The organism is Roseivirga echinicomitans, from assembly GCF_001592935.1.
GTDB classification, from domain to species: Bacteria; Bacteroidota; Bacteroidia; order Cytophagales; family Cyclobacteriaceae; genus Roseivirga; species Roseivirga echinicomitans.
The window spans coordinates 1-19568 of sequence record NZ_LRDB01000008.1; the positions used below are offsets into that span (position 1 = coordinate 1).

Sequence of the window (19568 nt, forward strand, 5' to 3'; positions counted from 1 at the left end):
AGTGTATGTTGTTCCACCATCTGCTGAACTTACCGCGGTCATCGTCCCGTTTGGAATGGTAATATCAGCATTGGCAAAGCCGGTCACTACTTCTGAGAAGGTGAAAGTCACCAATGTCGTTTCGCCTGCCTTCAAAGCTGCATCTGCGATTGTGATGGTTACGGTTGGCTTTACATTCTCCAATGTGAAGGTCTCATCTGTACTAGGGGCGGTTGTAGAAAGAGAACCAGATGGTTCACCATTATCAATTGTGGCTCTAAAAAGCAGATCGAAACTACTCAACTCACCTGGTTGATAAAGGACTCCGTTAGCCAAGGGATTACCACTCTTTATGGATAAAACGAGCTCTTGGTCGTGTGCAGGTGAAGCCGTAGTAAATCTCAGCGTATATTGCGAACCTGAAGTTACTGCAGCAGGTGTAGAAAATGTAAAGCTTTGGTCACCTGTCAAGCCAGACACATCAACGACTTCTGTAGCAAGAAGAGCTCCCCCTAAGCCCTCTCCTTGCCTAAGTTCCATCGTCATATTACCGTTATAGCCATATTCTATAAATAAGTCTGCCTTAGTAAGATTCCCTGACGTATTAGCCTGAAAAGATTGCCCCCATTCTGTTCGATCAATGGTATTAGTTGCCCCAGAACTAACGTTTTGGTCGATAACCTCAGGGTTACTTTCAATATCGTTAGTTCCCGATACTCCGCCATTGCCTTTAATGTCTAGGTTAACCGTGCCGTTTGAATTGGTCAATCCAGTGACCGTCACATCATAAATAGCACCACTCACGGCCGCTACAGATGCAACAGTACCATCCCCAGCTGCTGTTCCGCTTAACGTAAAATCGGTCACATCTACATTTTTTACATTCCCAACAAATGTCACTCTGAACACCACCTGGTCAGCATTAGTAATAGCGCCTGTAGGCGTTTTTCTCGTGATTGAGGTAATTGTTGGAGCAGATATGACATTCCCAATGGTCGCAAAATGCTCAGCTCCATCGTCTGTATAAGGTATTGAATTATGCTCGTCAAGCTTCGTCTCTATAGCCCATATCCCCTTTGATACAGCTACATTTTCTCGGCCCTTTACTGTGAAATCTACAATTGCTGATAATGAGCCAAAACCTGGTGTAGAATGTAATGTCAAATCTGAGGCGCTGGCATTTAAAGTCGCGGACATTCCCAATTCCAATTCCTCATCAACCTGAATAGTTGTAGATCCGCTGAGAAATGTGCCTGTGTTCACCTTATGATAAGTAAAGCTGTGATTTAACCAATAACTACTTACATCGACTGTTGATCTACCAATTTTCTTGATCTTGGCGGCTCTGTTAAGCACATCTACTTTGCTGAATCTGGTTTCAGTATGACCGGAGACAGGGTTCAATATTAGCAACAATACAAAAGCTTGCATTCTTACAAATGATCTGAGGCTTTTTGAATACACACGCATATGATTGAGTTTAAATCAATATAAAAGTCATTGATTTAAGCAGGCTGAAATGGGCAATGTGCGTGAACAGCCTTTTTTTGTGCGTGAATGTAGGGAATCACGTACGCTAACTATCTGCTTCAATCATCTACGTCAAGACTTCGATGAGCATTGAGACTTCGATGGTCAATGCAGCCTTGGATCGAAGTTATTTTAGTTAAAATGGGGATCACCTTCGCTAAAGCTTCGGTGATTGAGGAAGGAAATCAGGATATCGGTGATCAGGAAACAGTAATCCGTTTAATATAAGAATGCTTATGGATTCCTCCTGAGCACGAATAACTGGTTCCTGATTTCTGATATACTCTTTACTAAACATGGTGAAAATAGCCAATCAGCTCCACATCAGGCGATTCGGCCAATTGGCGTGGCGTAATTACTGTTTCTTTTACTTCTAGTGGCTGAATAGGTTTTTTGGTGGTAAAGGAGGGGTGAAAAAAATCTTCGCTAAGTTTTAGGTCTGGATGCACCTCAATTTTAGGATCAGCTTCCAGCTCCTTCACTTCTAGCTCATAACCAGCGTTTTTGTAAATCATCGCTACCAATGTTGAGCAAGCCACCATCTCTTTTTGGTGCTCGCTACTGTATTCGTTGATAAGTGATTGAATCATATCTACCATTTTATGAGCACCCCAAACTCCTAAATGCTTTTCGAGCATTTTATATAAGGCGCCATCAGTATAACGCATAGAGCAAATAACCGCCAACAACCAAGCTGTTTCATAAGAATAGGGTATAGAAACATCATCATAAAAAGCCCGTGTAGCGGCATTAATCTTCTGTTGGAAGTCAACAGGCAGTTCTCTTCTTCGGTACACATAAATATTTTTTACGCTCTCCTCTTTAAGCGTAGCTTCAAGTTCGGCTTGTACAATTCCGGCCCGGCCAGCCTGAACAATTCTATCTAAGTTATTGGCTTGCTTATGCTGACCTCGATTCACATCCACATTTCCCCAAATGGCGGCATGATATATATTTCTGTACTCCTTTCCTTCCTTTCCTGGGTCGAACCAAGGGATCATGTAGAGCAACAGGTAGAACGCAGCGTGCATTCGTTTTTTGGGATCTTCTTCAAAATAATCCTTCTTAAGTTCATCTAAAAATTTGACATAACTGAAGTCTTGATTTTCGAAAATGAGAACATCTCCGATTTGAAGGTCTGTTTGATGTAGTGGTTTCATTCTTAACTGCATTAAAATTCAATATACTGAATTCAGAAAACAGCCCATAGATTTGTGCGCCAAGGCATTGCCTAAGGACGTGAACGTATTCTTTTTGGGTGTAAAGGAAAACTAAAGCATCTGGAGGCGTTGGATCAATCCCTCTTTATATGATTTTCCCAAAGGGGTTTCAGTTTCATTGATTCGGATCACATAGAGTTGAAGGTCGATGTCTTGAATTTTAGACGCATTTACAATATATGATCGGTGCGTCTGTACAAATATTGTTGAATCAAGTTTTTCCGCCAAGTCTTTTAGAGATTGACGCAGCGTATATTTTCTGTTTTCTGTGAAGAGATTAATGTACTTGTCTTCAACTTCCACCCAAAGTATCTTATTGATTTCAACCTTCACCAGACGATTCCTTTCCTTTACAAAAAATGCGTTTTTTGCTAACGCTACACTTTCTGCTTTGTCAAATACTTTTGTGTCTTCTGAATGAGCACGCTGAAGGGCCAACTCCATGCTCCTTTCTAAAGTATCCGGATCGAATGGTTTGATCAAATACCCATAAGGCCCAGTAGTTTTTGCTCGCTCAAAAGTCTCTTTGTCATCTAAGGAAGTAATGAATATAATTGGGGTATGTTGAATAGATTGAATCTCTTTTGCTAAGTCAATACCCGTCATCTCTCCATTAAGGTTAATGTCCATAAGCACCATATCTGGCTTACTGGATTTAAATAGATTCAAGGCTATTTTTCCTTCTTGGGCTACTCCTACCACTTGATAGCCGAGTTCATCAATGAACATTTCAAGGGTGTCGGAGTAGTTTGGATCGTCTTCAACAATTAGAACATACATGCTTCTGATTAAGGATAATGAGTGCCCAAAATAGCAATAACACTTTACTATAAGAATCTTTTATTACAAGTCTGTAATAATTCTATTTTAAGTACAAAGCAACTCCGAACATATCTAATTTAAGTGCACTAGGCCTTAGGTAAAGCCACTGTAAATGTGGTGCCAATATTCAGTTTGCTCGTAACGCTAATTTGTCCTCTGTTCATCTGCGTAAACTCTTTACAGAGTTTTAAGCCTAAGCCAAAGCCCTTTTCGCCCCGCTGCCCAAGTTCTCCTTTTACACTCTCCCTAAATAATTGAGATAAAGTCTGCTCATCCATACCCATGCCTTGGTCTTCAATTTCAATTTCAACCATTCCTTCATTCTGTTGAGTTGAAATTCTTATTTCACCCTCATCTCCTGTAAACTTCAAAGCATTGCTCAACAGGTTACGGATGATGGTAGAAGTAGTATTTATATCTGCATAGGCATATTTCACAGATATTTCACAGACCACATTGATATCCTTAGATTCCGCTAAAGATCGATACAACTCAATATTTTCTTTCACTAGCACATCTAAATCTAGTTTAGAAGGATGGTGTGGTACTCCACCCGTTTGGGATGTAGCCCAGTTCAGCAGATTGTTCAACAAATGATTCAATTGGTCAATGGATTGATCAATCTTCGCCCCCATTTCCAACAATTTTTCTTGTTTATCCTTTCGAATAAAGTACTCTAACTTTTGACCGACACCTTGCAAGGCGATCATCGGGCTTCTGAGGTCATGTGCTATAATAGAGAAAAACTTGTCTTTGGTGGCATTTGCGTCTTGAAGCTCTTGAGTTCTTTCCTCCACCTTTTTTTCCAAAACTATTCGCTGTTCGCCTAAAAGTCTGGTTTTGAATTGCTCTTTTTCCAATTCTTTTTCTGCAATTTCTTTGCGCATCCCTTTAATTCTGGCCGCCAAAGCAAAGGATAAAAGTACTGCCTCTAATGAACCTCCCAATTCTATCCCATAAGTAGTAAACCAGTATTCAGGCATAAGTCCGGCTCCTCTCAAAGTAACCACTACTAAGCCAAGAATATATGGAAACCAAGCAATGATGTAGAACTGTGCCGTTTTATACCCTCTTAAGTAAGCTCGGGTGCCAATAGCGATATAAGAAGGAAAGGCTATCAAAACCAGAATGCGCCCATACATAAGGAGTTCGGTGGCATTGTAGAAAACACTCAATATAGACATGAGCAAACTAGCCCCAGCAACAACCCAGAGGTACTTGTCCAGCTTTGGGTCAAACTTTTTCAGATTCAGAAAAGTAGCCGCAAAGCGACTGGAACAGGCCATGCTCAAGCCAGCAAAAGTCAAATAGATATGAGAATCCATTTGAGGATTACTGGGCCAAAAATAGACATACCCATAACCATTAAGTACGATGGAAGTCGCCAGCCCAAAGACCGTGGTGCCTACATACAGCAAATATGCCCTATCTTTTAAAGAAAGGTAAAGCATAAAATTGTAAATAGCCATAACGAACATTAGTCCGAAAAACAGCCCTAGAAGTAGTACCCTAGCTGTTTTATAGTTTCCATATTCAGATAAAGGCTTTATCAGAATTGGGACGGCCATAGTGCCTGAAGTACTGATCTTTATATAGATAGAACTTTGAGCTAAATCTGGACTAATCGCTAAACTGAACTCCGCGCCTCCTACTGTCTTGCTGTATGGTGATAAGGCATGACCCGTCTTTTGTTCGATCCAATTGCCATTTATACCTTGAGTAAAAAAGCTAATGTAATCCAAAGAGGGTTGGCTTACTTCAAGCATCAAAGTTTCTTGGGAAGTCTGGGATATATCTACCCTAAACCAATAAGTACTCTTATCGAAACCAAAGTTTGGGGACTCTAGTTTATTAGCATCAAAAGTTTGCTGAACCTCGTCTTGCAGTATCTGGTCAATTGAAATGTCATTTGTGCTGTCTATAAAGTAGTGAATACTGTATTCGAGCTTAGAGGATTCTGAAGTTTGCGCAAACGCATGAAAGGACATTGCAAAACTTGTAAATAAAACTACAAGACCGATAACGAGCCTATATTTCACAATTGTCTAAAAATTCAGTTGAGTACTTAATAAGCAATCTAGGTTCAATTTATTAAGCTAACAACATGAATTGATAAACGGTGACATATTCTTAAATTGTCAATAAGGAAATACAATTGCCTCATCAAGAATTAACAATTCCTTGACAGTTATTACTCACCATTAACCTCTCAATTCAATTTTCAATTTCCTAGATTTGTAAAAAAAAGTGATGTTCAATTTTAAGGAAATACTTTCAGTCACCCTGATTCTCTTTTCGGTGATCGATATTCTGGGCTCTATTCCGATTGTTATCGACCTCAGAAAAAAAGTAGGTCATGTGCAATCTGGAAAAGCTACATTGGTTGCTGGTATCTTAATGATTCTCTTCCTTTTTGCCGGAGACAACCTGCTTGGTCTATTTGGTATTGATGTTGGCTCTTTTGCAATTGCTGGCGCCATCATCATGTTCATTATTGGTATGGAGATGATATTAGGGAGAAACTTCTTTAAAAACGAACCTATTGAAGGCGCGAAGAACAACTCTTCCATTGTGCCTATCGCTTTTCCATTGATTGCAGGAGCAGGAACTCTAACCACCCTTGTTTCGATCAAAGCCGAGTATAGTGAACTCAATATTTTGGTAGGCATTATTGTCAACTTAGGCTTTGTTTACCTGGTATTGAAATCTACTGATTGGTTAGAGAAGAAGATTGGTGCTGGCGGAATTGGCGTTTTACAAAAAGTATTCGGTATCATTCTATTGTCCATCGCCATCAAACTATTCAAAGACAACATCATTAATTTATGATCATTATCTATACTGACGGTTCTTCTCGCGGAAACCCTGGCCCCGGTGGCTATGGCACTGTGCTCAAATACATGGAACACCGAAAAGAACTCTCAGAAGGCTTTAGAAAAACCACAAACAACCGCATGGAGTTGCTGGCTGTAATCGCAGGTCTCGAAGCCATTACGAAGCCAAATGCTCCCGTCACCGTGTATTCCGATTCAAAGTATGTAATCGATTCCGTTGACAAGGGTTGGCTGTGGGGCTGGATGAAAAAGGGCTTTAGGGGAAAGAAGAACAAAGACCTCTGGCTGCGCTTTGCTGAAGTCTATAAAAAACACAGGGTTACTTTTCAGTGGGTAAAGGGCCATGCTGGAATTCCAGAAAATGAAAGATGCGATGAGTTAGCGGTAGAAGCAGCTTTGGGCAATGATCTGAAAATCGACACCGAGTTTGAAAACGGCATCAACGACTTTTAAATAAAAGAATTGAGCTTTACATGAGTATTCTGAATTGATGATTCCCAACTCGTAAATTGAAATCCTAAAATCTAAATTTCACAATGGCCAATTCCTTCTTCCAGTTTAAGCAGTTTAGAATAGAGCAGGGTAATTGCGGAATGAAAGTAACCACAGAAGGTTGTCTGTTTGGTGCCTTGGATTTAGTGCCAACATCTTTCCACCCTCAGCGAATTCTAGATATAGGAACGGGTACTGGCCTTTTAGCACTTATGAAAGCCCAGCAAACTGAAGCGAAAATAGACGGAATTGAAATTGATGAAACCGCTTTTCAGCAAGCGAAAGTAAACTTCGAGAACTCCCCTTGGCTCAATCGTTTATCCGCAATCCATGTTGACCTTCTTGAATTCAAAGCCAACGGTCTCTACGATCAAATCATCTGTAACCCACCCTTTTTTCAAGATAATCAACTGGGCAACAATCGCCAAAAGAACAAGGCCATTCATAACTCAAGCCTCTCCTTCGATGATTTAGCAACAAGTATCTCCAGATTGCTGAACCCAGAAACAGGAATTGCTTCTGCTCTTTATCCCGAATATGAAATGAGTGTCTTTAGTCAAAAAATGGAAGAGCGAGGGTTTTATACTGTAGCTGATGTCCAAATTCACAATCAGGTAGGCAAACCAATTTTCAGAAGGGTTAAATCCTTTTCAAGAATAAAACCTGAAGTGAATACAACAGAAACAATTATTATTAAAGAAAACAGTGGCGCCTATACCGAAGAGTTCATCCGTTTACTGAAAGACTATTACCTCCACCTTTGATCTGATTTTGAGGAGAAGACATTAATTGTTGCAGAGCCTAATTTATCTAAATATCTTCACTCCCCTTACCTCATAAAGAATATGGAAGTTTTAGGAATTGACATTGGTGGCACTGGAATAAAAGGCGCTATTGTAGATACGCTTACTGGAGAAATGATTTCGAAAAGGTATAGGCTTGACACCCCTCAACCCTCTACCCCAGAAGCCTTGGCCAAAACCGTCAAAAAGCTGAAAGACCATTTTGAATGGAATGGGTTAGTTGGATGCGCATTTCCAACGGTAGTGATTAATGGAAAAGCCATTTACAGTAGCAACTTAGACGATTCTTGGGTGGGAACTCAAATCGATGAAACGTTGAGCGAGTATTGTGATGGATTGAAGTTCACTGTCATCAATGATGCCGATGCCGCAGGGATAGCTGAAATGCGATTTGGCGTAGGGAAAGGCCTAGCAGGTTTAGTAATTACAATCACCATTGGCACTGGCTTGGGCAGCGGTGTTTTCTATAATGGTCAGCTCATTCCTAATTTCGAGCTGGGTCGAATTTACGGCCATGATGGGAATGTGATTGAGCACTACGCTGCTGGATCGGCCAAGACCAGAGATGAATTAAGCTTTAAGGAATATGGTAAACGATTTAATTTTTTCCTGAATCACGTTCAAAGGATTTGCTCACCGGATCACATTATTATTGGTGGTGGCTTGAGCAAAAAAATTCACAAGTTCAAAAAGCATATCAAAATCAACACGCCTTATTCTGTTTCAGCAAAACTTAATAATTCAGGAATTATCGGAGCTGCAATGTATGCGGCAGAAAAGGCATAACGGTTCACGAAGACATTTAGAAGCAAGGCATAAAAAAAGCGGCTGAATCAATGATTCAGCCGCTTTTCAATTATATATCCTTTGGGAATTACTCCGCTACAACGTTGAATTTAACGTCTTTCTTCACCGACTTATGCAAATCAATTTCAGCTTCGTACTCGCCAATATTTTTCACTTCACCTTTGAAAGAAATTTTCTTTCTGTCAACTTCCACACCTTTAGCAGCTTTCAAAGCATCAGAAATTTGTAGGGTAGTAACCGCTCCAAAAATCTTTCCGCTATCACCAGCTTTTGCTTTAATTTCAAGGACAGTATCTCCAATTGCATCAGCAATTGCTTGAGCGTCTCCCATGATCTTTTCAGCTTTGTGCGACATTTGCTTTACTGTCTCTTCAGTGTGTTTCTTGTTAGATACACTAGCGATAACAGCAAATCCTTGTGGAATAAGGTAATTTCTTCCGTATCCAGGCTTTACAGCAACAAGATCATTTTTATAACCTAAGCCCTTGATATCAGTCTTTAATATTACTTCCATTCTGCTTTACTTTAAAGGGTTCAAATTATTTCAAAGAATCAGTTACATAAGGTAAAAGTGCAATGTGTCTTGCTCTTTTAACTGCCTGAGCTACTTTCTTCTGATACTTTAAGCTTGTTCCAGTCAATCTTCTTGGAAGAAGTTTACCTTGTTCGTTTACAAACTTTAAAAGGAAATCAGGGTTTTTGTAATCAACGTACTTAATACCGCTTTTCTTGAATCGGCAATATTTTTTCTTCTGTTGATCTCTGTTTACGGGTTCGTTTACGAGTGTCATTTTGCTGCCTCCTCTTTTTTAGATTTGTTGAATGCGCCTTTTCTTCTTTTTTCGTTGTACTCTATTGCATGCTTATTCAAAGCGATGGTCAAGAATCTCATTACCTTTTCGTCTCTTTTGAACTCTACTTCTAGAGTTTTGATCAGGCTAGTGTCGGCTTTGAATTCAATCAAATTGTAGAAGCCAGTAGACTTGTGTTGAATTGGATAAGCCAATTTCTTCAAGCCCCACTTTTCTACGTTTATCACCTCTGCTCCATTATTCTTAAGCACAGCCTCAAAACTTCCGACAGCATCCTTCATCTGTTCATCAGACAAAACGGGATTTAAAATGAATACTGTTTCGTAATTGTTCATTGTTAATGATTTAATTATTTCGGGCTGCAAAGATATGCATTTCAAATAAAAAAACACACGAAAGTTTAAGATTGTATTTTAAGAAATTCACTAACCACATTGAGCTGGTCATCTTATTCAATACCAGCAGTTTAATTCAAGTCAAAAACACCGATGAATTAGGTAGATTCTTGAGCGATTTCAAGCAGCACTGCATTCGAAAGTTCGTGCTCACCTTTAAAGCTTTTTATGCTTGGTTCAACCTTCAACCTATTGGCCAAAGCTTCCTGTTCTTCCATTACACCAGTAGAAAGGTATTGATCTTCGGTGCCATACACCCAATACACCTTTTTACCTTTCAACTTCTCTGTACTTTCAAGTGGGGGTAAATCTGGAGGGAAAATACCAGCCCAAAGAATAAGTTTATCGAACTGAACATCGGTTTGAGTAGCAAAGCGAGAAATGGTAGCCGCTCCTTGTGAAAAGCCCAAAAGATTCACCTGAACATTTGGCTTCAGTTGGCTTTTAATGGAGTTAAAAACCCGATCCAGATAGGTTAAATAATTCTCAATATCTGCAAGTCGGTCTTCCTTGGTCATCCAAGTAGCCCCCACCCTTCCTGTAAAACCTTCTAAATAGTAACGAGAAAGGCCTTCGGGTGCTACCACTAAAGTCTTTCCATCGTTTAGTGCCTCAAACTTTCGAATAAAGTATTTTGCCAATTGACCATGGCCATGGCACACAAACCAGAGTTGCTCAATATCTTCTGAAACCTGTCCTAAAGTGTGAAACCTAGCGCTGTACTCAAAGCTTATCTTGTGCTCCATTTATGAATTGAGGTCTTTGTTCGAAAACTTAAAAGGAAGGAAGTTGTCAATGGAATCTGATTCGTAAACACTACCGTCAGCATCTGGCAAATATACTTTGATACTTTGTTCTTGATTGTTTTCGTATTCGCTCATTACTTGACGACAACTTCCGCAAGGAGTGGCCATTTTAAATTGCTCTTGATTAGCCGGTTTGGCTACTATAGCTACCTTCATGATCTGACAATCTGGGTATTGAGATTTCGCTGAAAAGAAGGCCACTCGTTCGGCACAAAGGCCAGCAGGGTAACAGGCATTCTCTTGATTATTTCCCGAAATGGTTTTCCCATTGTCCAACAGTAACGCTGCCCCCACTTGAAAATTAGAGTAAGGTGAATAGGCATTGAGTGCTGCTTTTTTTGCCGCTTCGATCAGTTCAAGCGTAACTTGATCTAGTTCATTCGCTTCGTATTGGGTAAGCGATACTTCCTTTACTATTCTTTTCGCCATTCAATTATGCCTTGTTATGAGTTTGGAAGATACGAATCTTTTTATTCGATGGTTTTATACATCAATATGATTCAGGATTTGTGAGAATATGTTTGGGCGGCACAGAAAAATTTGACAGCTTGGCAGCCAAACAAAAAAGATCTATGAATCGCATATTAATTCTTGGGGCTGGACGCTCTGCTACTTCATTAATCAACTACTTATTGTCTGCTGCCGAAGAGAATGATTGGCATGTAACTGTTGGAGATTACGCCCTTCAGTTGGCAGAAGAAAAAGTAAAAAATAGCAAAAGAGGCAGTGCAATTGCCTTCAATGTTAGAGAGGAACAAGAAAGAATTAAAGTAATATCAGAGGCGGATGTTGTGATTTCAATGTTGCCTGCTTCTTTCCACCCTATAGTAGCGGAAACCTGTTTGGAATTGGGTAAACACTTGCTTACCGCCTCTTACGTTTCTGATGATATGCGCGCTTTGAACGATCAGGCCAAAGCAAAAGGATTGCTCTTTTTGAATGAATGTGGCTTAGACCCAGGAATTGACCACATGTCGGCCATGAAGGTAATAGATAAAGTGCGGAGCAAAGGTTTGGAACTGCGTGCTTTTGAATCGTTTACAGGTGGGTTATTGATGCCAAACCCAAATGACGACAATCCTTGGGAGTACGGCTTTACTTGGAACCCTAGAAACGTGGTACTTGCCGGGCAAGGCACTGTGAAATTTATTCAGGAAGGAAAATTCAAGTTCATTCCATACCACAAGCTTTTCAGAAGAAATGAGATGATCCACATCCCTGGACATGGTTATTTTGAAGGCTACGCCAACCGTGATTCATTGATGTACATGGACGTTTATAACCTCCAAAATATTCAGACACTTTTTAGAGGAACGCTAAGAAGACCGGGTTACAGTAAAGGTTGGGATGTTTTTGTACAGTTGGGTGCAACGGACGATACCTATCAAATGGAAGGCGTGAATCAGATGACGCACCGTCAGTTCATTAACTCTTTCCTCTCTTATAACCCAAATGATTCTGTTGAATTAAAATTGGCTCATTATCTAGGCTTGGAACTCGATGGTCCAGAAATGCATAAACTAAAATGGCTCGATCTTTTTGAAGAAATCCCAGTAGGACTTCAAAAAGGAACTCCTGCTCAAATTTTAGAGCATATTCTGAAAAAGAAATGGACGATTGGTCCAGACAAGAAAGACCAAATCGTGATGTGGCATTTGTTTGATTACGTTGAGAACGGAAAGACCAAACGCATTCGCTCGGCTATGGTAGCCAATGGTGAAAACGCTAATGAAACCGCTATGGCCAAAACAGTAGGCTTCCCTTTAGGAGTTGCTACCAAATTACTTTTACAAGGTAAAATTGAAGCCCGTGGTGTGGTCATTCCAATCACTCCAGAATTCTACGAGCCTATTTTGAATGAGCTGCATGACCTAGGCTTCCAATTTATTGAGGAAGAAATAACCTTAGATTAAAAGCCTTTATCAGAAAAAAAGGCAAGTCGATTTAAGTATCAACTGGCCTTTTTTGTTTCGTCTTTAACCACCTCCACTTTTCTTCTTCTCCTTTTTATCTTTTCGCTTAAACAGGTTTCCTATTTTCGAAAAGACACCTTCCTTTTCTTCTTCTTTTTTGGTATCGAATTCCATGGGTTTCGGTTTTTCTTCATTGGTGAAAAGCCTTTTAAGAAAACCATCTTCTTCCACTGCCTGACAGCCCAATTGATTAAGCACCTCTATAGATGGAGGAGGAAATCTTGCCTTTGTGATCGAATTGAAGTTCTTATCGGCATTCATTTTCTGCATCATTAAACCATAAATCGGTAATGCAGAATTAGCCCCTTGCCCCATACTAGTGGTTCTAAAACCAATACGGTGATCGTCAACGCCTACCCAAGTGATCGTTAATAATTTTGGAGTAATGCCCACAAACCAACCATCTTTATTCGACTGAGTGGTACCTGTTTTTCCGGCAATGTCATTGTTCAGCCCATACTTCCAGCGCAAACGCGTAGCGGTTCCTTCATCTACCGTGGCTTTTAACATTTCAATAATGGACTGACGCGTAGTCTCCGAAAAAGATTGGTCTTCGTTCACTTCCGGCTTAAACTCCGCAATTAACTCACCTCGAGAGTCTTCTATGCTCGTTATGAAATAAGGCTTTACCGTTCTAGACGAATTGACATAACTAGAATAGGCTTCTATCATTTCTATTAGGCTGATTTCAGCCGTTCCCAAGGCAATAGAAGGTACTTGTGGCAGACTAGAAGTGATGCCCATTCTCTGCGCCTGATTAATCACACTTTGCAAGCCAGCAGCCTCCAGCACCTTTACAGCTACTGTATTGACTGAATTACTCAAAGCCCCTTTCATAGAGTAATTCAGGTCGTAATTCCCTTCGTCTCCCGAATTGGTGGGCGTCCAATTATCATAATTCGTATAGGTTACTTGTTGTGCTGAAAAATGCGTGCATGGATCTATTCCGACCTCTAATGCCGCTGTGTATACTATTGGCTTAAAAGTGGAGCCAACCTGCCTTTTGGCTTGACTCACATGGTCATATTGAAAGTGTTCAAAATCAATTCCTCCAATCCAGCTTTTGACAGCGCCAGATCTTGGATCAATAGACAGCATTCCGGTGTTCAGAAACTTTAAATAATGTATTGCACTATCGATCGGACTGGCTTTCACCACTTTCTTACCCGACCAATCAAAAAGTTCCATTTCATAAGCCACAGCCAATGAATCCATGATCTTCTTTTTGGTTCTTCCAGAGGCTTTTAGCGCTTTGTATTTGGGGAGTCTCTCTATCGTACTTTCTATCAAAGCCGCATTCTTTAACCAAGGCGCATTCTTTCCATAGCTTTCCTCAAAATCGGTTTGAAGCTGACTCATATGCTCAGTCATAGCCTCTTCAGCCATCCTCTGCATATCATAATCCAAAGTGGTATATATCTTCAGCCCACTGGTATACAGACTGTACTTCTCCCCTTCTTTGTCTTTATTATTCTTAGTCCAATCATCCAACTTCTTTCTGACCTGTTCTCTAAAATAAGGCGCAAGACCATCTTCATGGCTAAAGCCTCTGTATGAAAGTTGAAGCTTTTCACTTTTGGCAATTGAAACCTCTTCGGCAGTTAAATATCCATAACGTGACATTTGATTGAGCACCACATCCCTTCTAGTTTTACTTCTTTCAGGAAAAATTCTTGGGTTATAAAGGTGTGAAGCCTTCAGCATCCCAACCAAAACCGCAGACTCAGCAAGCGTTAAATCACGGGCCTTCTTGCTATAGAACTTAGTGGCTGCACTCTCTATACCAAAAGTATTATCACCAAACGGAACGGTATTTAAATAGAGTGTAATAATTTCTTCTTTGGTGTAGGCCTTTTCTAAGCGAGTGGCAATAATGGCTTCCCTCGTTTTATTCACTGGCATACTAAAAATGCCATGTTTCTTTCTAGGGAAAAGGTTTTTAGCCAATTGCTGGGAAATGGTGCTTCCACCACCTGATGACTCATCTTGCAACAGAAGACTCTTGAAAATAACCCTTAACAAACTGCGGTTATCAATACCTCCGTGATCATAAAACCTGGCATCTTCAGTAGCGATTAAGGCGTCCACTAAATGCTGAGGAATTTCATCATAGTTGATCGGTTGCCGATCAAAAATATAAAATTTACCAATGAGCTTTCCATTAGACGCGTATACTTCAGAGGCTTTACTCTGCCTAATTTCCGTAAGCTGATTCTGGTTTGGGATTGGGCCCCAGACTTGTAAATAAACACTTAAGTAAAAAAATAGAATTGAGGTAATGCCAAGAAAAATAATTCTTAAAGTCCATTTTAAGAATTTACGTTTTGGCTTGCGCGATCTAGTCATTTATGTTCATTGTGGTTCAGCAAAAGAATACACTTGGCGTGCCGAAATTGTCACCCATTTCAATATGCCATCCAACTTATTTTAAGCCTACATTATTGTATTTTGTCACCTCTTTTTGAATTCATCCATTTCTCATTTTGAAAAAATATTTCTCGAATTGAACGAAAGGTTTGACGATAGCATTTCCTTTTTTTAGTATTCGGAATGAAAAGCCTATTCTTTGATCGTGCCGAAGTCCCCTTGATTTTAGAACAGGTTGATCACCTAGGCTTTCAAACGCATTATGACTATGAAAAACACCGTATTGAACTGAGTTTGGAAGGGCAAGATCGTGAAGCCTATCTTCGTTTGCCATTGACTTTGAATTGTAATGAAAACATCGAGCTCAGCTTCGATAAAGAAGTGAAATACCTAATGCTCTTGGTACAGTCTGGTAGTGCGTCTGTTGGAGTGTTTAAAGGAGAAGAATGTTTAGCACACAAAGTGTATGGTGCTTACATGGTTCGTAAGAAGCAAGGGAAAAGCCAAATCAAGCATTTAAAAACTAAGGGGAAATCCAGAGCAGGTTCACGCGTGCGTTTGGCCAGTACTTTAGAGTTCTTCGAAAACATAAACCTCAGGCTTCAGGATCATTTCAAAGAATACGAATTTGACAGGATTGCCTTGAGCTGTTCAAAAATTCTAATCCCCTATTTATTCGGGGCGAAAGAAAGTACTCCCTTCGATAAAAAAGACGATCGTCTGTATAGAATCCCAAAACACTTGCATCAGCCCAATTTCGAGGTCATGCTCGGTATGCAGAAGTATTTGAATAAAGCTGAACTGGTATATGACGAAGCATTTTTCGGTCAGTTTGAGACATTAAAGAAGGAGGATTAGAACAGACTATTCAATACAATTTGAGCCCTAACTATCTTTAGCTCAAAGAAAAATATTCAGGTTTCCATTTGCTTTTCACTGTTGAAATTTATTTTATTTACATTATTGTATTTTATGAAAAAGACAGGAGTAGGTGAATTTGAAGAAATGGTGTTACTCACCATTTGCGTATTAGATAATAGTGCGTATGCTTTTAGCATTAAAACTGAAGTAGAAGCTCGTACCAATAGAAAGCTAAACATCAGCGCTATTCATACCACGCTATACAGAATGGAGGATAAGGGATTGCTCACTTCGGAAATGGGCGAAAGCAATAGTATTCGAGGAGGGAAACGAAAGCGAATGTTCTCTGTAACGCCATTTGGAATTAAATCACTCTCAGAAATCAAAGCTACCCGCTCCAAGCTTTGGGAAGATATACCAGCCATGATTCTTAAAGAGCTGAAGTCATGAGCCAGATGAATAATACTACCCCTCCAAAAGTCTTCAAACGACTTTTATCTTGGATGTTCCCTACCTCCTCCACGGAAGAAATTGAAGGTGATTTAAACGAAGATTTTTACTATAACACGCAGAATCAAGGACATTTTACGGCCAGACTAAAATATGCTTTTGATGTACTCATGCTTGTCCGTCTCTATTTCAGAATGAGAAGCAAAAACAGAAAGCCTACGGCCATGCAAAACCTTTTCTTCTTTCATTTCAAATTTGGATTACGAGCCATTTATCGTCAGCGCCTTCATCAATCCATCAACATTGCTACACTGACACTCGGCTTTAGCTGCTTTGCTCTCATTTTTCTCTTTGTTTACAACCAACAGCAGAAAGATAACTTTCTCACGGAGCCAGAACGAATCGTGCGTTTGGGCAGTATTGCGGAATGGGGAGAAGGAGCCGGATCCCACGTAGGAATTGGGCAAATGCTTGCCAATGAACTGCCTGGAATTGAGGCCTATTCGAATGTTTCTACATCTATAGTAGAGATCAAAACACTCAATGGCAATGAGTCTTTCACAGAAACCATCACCAATGGACTTCCAAGTCTAGTAGATATTTTTCAATTGGAAATCATTCGGGGCGAAAATATCAAGTCTGGCATAAAATCGATTCTTATTTCAGAGAAAATAAGCCAAAAGCTTTTCTCTTCCTTGGATGTCATAGGCAAAGAATTAACACTAATTAGCCGAGGTAATGAAACGAATTATACCATTGCAGGTGTCTTAAAAGACTTACCTGTCAACGCTAGTTTTTCTGTAGACATACTTAAACTGTTTGCAATGAATGAAAGCTACTATGACCTTAATTCGAACATTCAAGTCAGTTACCCAGCCTATTTTAAAGTGGCTACAAACATGGACATAGACCAGATGGCGCGAAAAATACCCGAATTACTTCAAGCACATACTTCAAGTGAGTCGTTACTATCGACACAATATGTGTTCCGAACACTGGATGAAATAAAGTCCAATATTGATGCTTCGGATAATTTTGTAGAAGCGATTGACGGACAAGTGCTATTCATTTTTTCTGTTGTTGGCATTGTCATTTTACTTCTTGCCCTTGCCAATTACATCAACCTCTCTGCAGCTCTTTCATTGCGAAGAGTACAAGAAATGTGTGTCAGAAAAGTGATGGGAGCCTCCAAAAAAACCATTATCATTCAGCAGGTAATTGAGTCCTTCATTGTTTGTTTCATTGCCCTCATTTTAACTTCTTTGGTTATTTTCTACTTTACCAACAGAATAGAAAACTACCTAGACATACCCCTTAGAATTCCTTCCAACATTATTGGATGGGTGATTTTAATAACGTTCCTCGGCTTAATTACACTTACGCTAATTGCCTCTTTATATCCAGCAGTCTTGGTTACAAGTATTAAATTCAGTGATTTCTTAAAAGGAAAAATCACTCAATCACCAAAAGGAAAATTGATACGAAACCTGCTGCTTGTTATCCAGTTCTCAATTTCGGCCTCACTGATTATTGGCACACTTACCTTTTTAAAACAATTGAGTTTTATTGATGAAATGCACCATACAGCTAAAGCCGGTGAAGTGCTTATTTTGAAAGGTAAAATTGGCAAGAACCCTGAAGTTATTAAACAGCAATTGAACACTATACCAAGCATCAATAAAATCTCTATTTCTTCAATGGTGCCAGGCCCTAATGACAATAGCAGAGGCGGGATGGGTACAAAGGACTTTGAAAGTGGCTTTGACTTTTATATCGTAGATGAGAATTTTATTGATGTCCTAGGCTTAGACATTATTCAAGGAAACAATTTCTACAATGACGAAAAGGGGTCAGAAACAGATTTCCTTATAAATGAGAGTTTAGCTACTATGATTAAAGAAAACCCTATCGGCAAAAGTTTCGACTTGGGAAGATCAACACCAAGTAGGGTTTTGGGAATAGTGCGCGATTTTCCCGTTCAAACGATCAAAGAAAAAATAAAACCTACAGCATACTTCCTCAGAAGAAGTAATGGTGATTCAGACAATTCATTAAACAAAGTGGCTATTCGCTTTGAACCAACTGACCTAAAAAAGACAATTGCACAAATCGAGGAGGTTTGGAGATCCGTCTATCCTGATCAACCTTTCGATTTAGAGTTTATGGATGATAGAATCAGACGCACCTATACTGCGGAGCTAAAAATGGGGAAGGTATTTGGCGCATTTACTGCGGTTGCTGTTCTGATTTCTTTCTTAGGCCTCTTTGGGCTTATCACTTACATCGTTCAAGTAAGAATGAAAGAAGTAAGTATAAGAAAGATTCTTGGCGCCAACTTTCTTTCGCTTGCTCAGCTACTCACCAGAAAAATTTGGTATATCCTTATATTAGCTTCAGTCATTTCTTTTCCGCTGGCCTACTACCTCTTGCAATTCTGGTTAGAATCCTTCGCTTACCGTACTGAAATAACGGCTGAAGTTTTCATTACAACACTCATCTTATTCATGGCAATAGTTTCAATGACCATTTTCTGGCAGGTAAAAAGAGTGACGATGCTTAACCCCGCAGAGGTGCTCAGAAACGAATAATCATAATTAACCTTTTGAACTCAAATACTCATTCAACTGTTGGCTTGAGCAATATGATAGAAGAAAGCCAACACTGCGACCCAGAAACAGGAGAATGTTCTCCAGCCGATTTAGGAGAACTTAGGTCTCAACCAGAAAAAGTAACTGATAAAGAAATTATTTATGTAGGTGACCCAATGTGCTCTTGGTGTTGGGGGATCTCAAGCCATTTAAAAAGGCTAAAAAAAGAGTACTCGCAATTCAAATTTTCTATAGTTGTTGGTGGCTTACGTCCAGGAGGCGGAGAAGATTGGGACGATCAAATGAAATCCTTTTTGAGACATCACTGGGAAGAAGTAACAAAAAGAAGTGGACAACCATTCGGTTATTCTCTATTTGAAAAAGATGATTTCAATTATGATACCGAGCCTCCATGCAGGGCCGTTGTAGTTTCTAGAAAATGGATGAAAGAGAACGATCTGGAGTTTTTTGAATCCGTTTCAAGAAAGTTCTATGTAGATAATGAAGATCCTTCCGAAGCAGAATTCTACCATTCTATTTGTGAAGAATTTAATATTCCGGTTAATGAGTTCGTCCAAGATTTCGAAAGTGAGGAAGCAAAATATAACACCCACCAAGAGTTCCAACTTAACCGTCAGTGGGGTGTAAAAGGTTACCCAACAGTGCTTTTCAAAAGTAAAGATCAACTTTATCAAATCAACCACGGTTATACCGAGTTTAAACAAATGCAATCAGTGATTGAGAAAATACTTAGCGAAGAGACCAAATAGCTGACCACTCAAGTCTATTGAGACATAAAAAAAGGCCGCTCAATGAGCGGCCTTTAAAA

The 19568-nt window shown here is 39.7% G+C and carries 19 protein-coding genes; 9 read left to right on the top strand and 10 right to left on the bottom strand.

The annotated features are described in order from the left end of the window. From AWN68_RS07865 to AWN68_RS07880, 4 genes are all read right to left on the bottom strand, one after another. On the bottom strand, positions 1-1449 hold a 1449-nt coding region (locus AWN68_RS07865; protein ID WP_157716128.1), incomplete at its 3' end, for an Ig-like domain-containing protein. A gap of 350 nt (positions 1450-1799) precedes the next feature. Then, the gene (locus AWN68_RS07870) at positions 1800-2669 is read right to left on the bottom strand and encodes a hypothetical protein (RefSeq protein ID WP_157716129.1); all 870 of its coding nucleotides are present in this window, start codon (positions 2667-2669) and stop codon (positions 1800-1802) included. Positions 2670-2780: 111 nt separating this feature from the next. Further along, positions 2781-3509: a LytR/AlgR family response regulator transcription factor gene (locus tag AWN68_RS07875; protein ID WP_068413746.1), complete on the bottom strand. Its 729-nt coding sequence runs from the start codon at positions 3507-3509 to the stop codon at positions 2781-2783. A 128-nt stretch (positions 3510-3637) separates the two neighbouring features. Continuing rightward, positions 3638-5539, bottom strand: coding sequence for a sensor histidine kinase (locus AWN68_RS07880; protein WP_068413750.1), 1902 nt, complete (start codon positions 5537-5539; stop codon positions 3638-3640). Positions 5540-5801: 262 nt separating this feature from the next. Between AWN68_RS07880 and AWN68_RS07885 the strand changes: the two genes are divergently transcribed. The 4 genes from AWN68_RS07885 (at position 5802) to ppgK (ending at position 8466) form a co-directional block, all read left to right on the top strand. After that, entirely contained in the window at positions 5802-6380 is a 579-nt protein-coding gene (locus AWN68_RS07885; protein ID WP_068413752.1) for a MarC family protein, read from the top strand. After that, the gene (gene rnhA / locus AWN68_RS07890; RefSeq protein ID WP_068413755.1) at positions 6377-6838 is read left to right on the top strand and encodes a ribonuclease HI; all 462 of its coding nucleotides are present in this window, start codon (positions 6377-6379) and stop codon (positions 6836-6838) included. The genes AWN68_RS07885 and rnhA overlap by 4 nt, the downstream gene beginning before the upstream one ends. An 83-nt stretch (positions 6839-6921) precedes the next feature. Continuing rightward, positions 6922-7641 (top strand): tRNA1(Val) (adenine(37)-N6)-methyltransferase, encoded by a 720-nt coding sequence (locus tag AWN68_RS07895; RefSeq protein ID WP_068413758.1) that lies wholly within the window; start codon positions 6922-6924, stop codon positions 7639-7641. An 81-nt stretch (positions 7642-7722) separates the two neighbouring features. Then, complete coding sequence (gene ppgK, locus AWN68_RS07900) at positions 7723-8466, top strand: polyphosphate--glucose phosphotransferase (RefSeq protein WP_068413761.1); 744 nt, start codon at positions 7723-7725, stop codon at positions 8464-8466. A gap of 88 nt (positions 8467-8554) precedes the next feature. Here ppgK and rplI read toward each other — a convergent pair whose 3' ends face one another. From rplI to cdd, 5 genes are all read right to left on the bottom strand, one after another. After that, positions 8555-9001 (bottom strand): 50S ribosomal protein L9, encoded by a 447-nt coding sequence (gene rplI / locus AWN68_RS07905; protein ID WP_068413764.1) that lies wholly within the window; start codon positions 8999-9001, stop codon positions 8555-8557. 25 nt (positions 9002-9026) lie between these two features. Then, positions 9027-9278: a 30S ribosomal protein S18 gene (rpsR, locus tag AWN68_RS07910; protein ID WP_053224657.1), complete on the bottom strand. Its 252-nt coding sequence runs from the start codon at positions 9276-9278 to the stop codon at positions 9027-9029. Then, a complete protein-coding gene (gene rpsF / locus AWN68_RS07915) occupies positions 9275-9634 on the bottom strand; it encodes a 30S ribosomal protein S6 (RefSeq protein ID WP_068413767.1) in 360 nt (119 codons plus the stop codon). Before rpsF ends, rpsR begins: the two co-directional genes overlap by 4 nt. A gap of 158 nt (positions 9635-9792) precedes the next feature. Then, on the bottom strand, positions 9793-10440 hold the full coding sequence (locus AWN68_RS07920) for an alpha/beta hydrolase (protein ID WP_068413770.1): 648 nt from the start codon (positions 10438-10440) through the stop codon (positions 9793-9795). Continuing rightward, on the bottom strand, positions 10441-10929 hold the full coding sequence (gene cdd / locus AWN68_RS07925; RefSeq protein ID WP_084362803.1) for a cytidine deaminase: 489 nt from the start codon (positions 10927-10929) through the stop codon (positions 10441-10443). A 143-nt stretch (positions 10930-11072) separates the two neighbouring features. Between cdd and AWN68_RS07930 the strand changes: the two genes are divergently transcribed. Then, positions 11073-12413, top strand: a complete 1341-nt coding sequence (locus AWN68_RS07930; RefSeq protein WP_068413986.1) for a saccharopine dehydrogenase family protein — start codon at positions 11073-11075, stop codon at positions 12411-12413. A 63-nt stretch (positions 12414-12476) separates the two neighbouring features. Here AWN68_RS07930 and AWN68_RS07935 read toward each other — a convergent pair whose 3' ends face one another. Next, positions 12477-14819: a penicillin-binding protein 1A gene (locus AWN68_RS07935; RefSeq protein ID WP_068413773.1), complete on the bottom strand. Its 2343-nt coding sequence runs from the start codon at positions 14817-14819 to the stop codon at positions 12477-12479. Positions 14820-15023: 204 nt separating this feature from the next. Here AWN68_RS07935 and AWN68_RS07940 point away from each other — a divergent pair, with 204 nt between their 5' ends. The 4 genes from AWN68_RS07940 (at position 15024) to AWN68_RS07955 (ending at position 19509) form a co-directional block, all read left to right on the top strand. Continuing rightward, positions 15024-15698, top strand: coding sequence for a hypothetical protein (locus AWN68_RS07940; protein ID WP_068413778.1), 675 nt, complete (start codon positions 15024-15026; stop codon positions 15696-15698). Between the two features lie 114 nt (positions 15699-15812). After that, positions 15813-16151, top strand: a complete 339-nt coding sequence (locus AWN68_RS07945) for a PadR family transcriptional regulator (RefSeq protein WP_068413780.1) — start codon at positions 15813-15815, stop codon at positions 16149-16151. Next, positions 16148-18739, top strand: coding sequence for an ABC transporter permease (locus AWN68_RS07950; RefSeq protein ID WP_068413781.1), 2592 nt, complete (start codon positions 16148-16150; stop codon positions 18737-18739). Before AWN68_RS07945 ends, AWN68_RS07950 begins: the two co-directional genes overlap by 4 nt. Positions 18740-18753: 14 nt before the next feature. Beyond that, positions 18754-19509 carry a DsbA family protein gene (locus tag AWN68_RS07955; RefSeq protein WP_172796049.1) on the top strand — a complete coding sequence of 252 codons (756 nt, stop codon included), beginning with the start codon at positions 18754-18756 and terminating at the stop codon, positions 19507-19509. Positions 19510-19568 lie beyond the last annotated feature (59 nt).

What these genes read in the sequence shown, in the direction of transcription:
- AWN68_RS07870 (WP_157716129.1), bottom strand. Translation starts at nt 2,669, where the DNA reads ATGAAACCACTACATCAAACAGACCTTCAAATCGGAGATGTTCTCATT.
- AWN68_RS07875 (WP_068413746.1), bottom strand. Translation starts at nt 3,509, where the DNA reads ATGTATGTTCTAATTGTTGAAGACGATCCAAACTACTCCGACACCCTT.
- AWN68_RS07880 (WP_068413750.1), bottom strand. Translation starts at nt 5,539, where the DNA reads ATGTCCTTTCATGCGTTTGCGCAAACTTCAGAATCCTCTAAGCTCGAA.
- AWN68_RS07885 (WP_068413752.1), top strand. Translation starts at nt 5,802, where the DNA reads ATGTTCAATTTTAAGGAAATACTTTCAGTCACCCTGATTCTCTTTTCG.
- rnhA (WP_068413755.1), top strand. Translation starts at nt 6,377, where the DNA reads ATGATCATTATCTATACTGACGGTTCTTCTCGCGGAAACCCTGGCCCC.
- AWN68_RS07895 (WP_068413758.1), top strand. Translation starts at nt 6,922, where the DNA reads ATGGCCAATTCCTTCTTCCAGTTTAAGCAGTTTAGAATAGAGCAGGGT.
- ppgK (WP_068413761.1), top strand. Translation starts at nt 7,723, where the DNA reads ATGGAAGTTTTAGGAATTGACATTGGTGGCACTGGAATAAAAGGCGCT.
- rplI (WP_068413764.1), bottom strand. Translation starts at nt 9,001, where the DNA reads ATGGAAGTAATATTAAAGACTGATATCAAGGGCTTAGGTTATAAAAAT.
- rpsR (WP_053224657.1), bottom strand. Translation starts at nt 9,278, where the DNA reads ATGACACTCGTAAACGAACCCGTAAACAGAGATCAACAGAAGAAAAAA.
- rpsF (WP_068413767.1), bottom strand. Translation starts at nt 9,634, where the DNA reads ATGAACAATTACGAAACAGTATTCATTTTAAATCCCGTTTTGTCTGAT.
- AWN68_RS07920 (WP_068413770.1), bottom strand. Translation starts at nt 10,440, where the DNA reads ATGGAGCACAAGATAAGCTTTGAGTACAGCGCTAGGTTTCACACTTTA.
- cdd (WP_084362803.1), bottom strand. Translation starts at nt 10,929, where the DNA reads ATGGCGAAAAGAATAGTAAAGGAAGTATCGCTTACCCAATACGAAGCG.
- AWN68_RS07930 (WP_068413986.1), top strand. Translation starts at nt 11,073, where the DNA reads ATGAATCGCATATTAATTCTTGGGGCTGGACGCTCTGCTACTTCATTA.
- AWN68_RS07935 (WP_068413773.1), bottom strand. Translation starts at nt 14,819, where the DNA reads ATGACTAGATCGCGCAAGCCAAAACGTAAATTCTTAAAATGGACTTTA.
- AWN68_RS07940 (WP_068413778.1), top strand. Translation starts at nt 15,024, where the DNA reads ATGAAAAGCCTATTCTTTGATCGTGCCGAAGTCCCCTTGATTTTAGAA.
- AWN68_RS07945 (WP_068413780.1), top strand. Translation starts at nt 15,813, where the DNA reads ATGAAAAAGACAGGAGTAGGTGAATTTGAAGAAATGGTGTTACTCACC.
- AWN68_RS07950 (WP_068413781.1), top strand. Translation starts at nt 16,148, where the DNA reads ATGAGCCAGATGAATAATACTACCCCTCCAAAAGTCTTCAAACGACTT.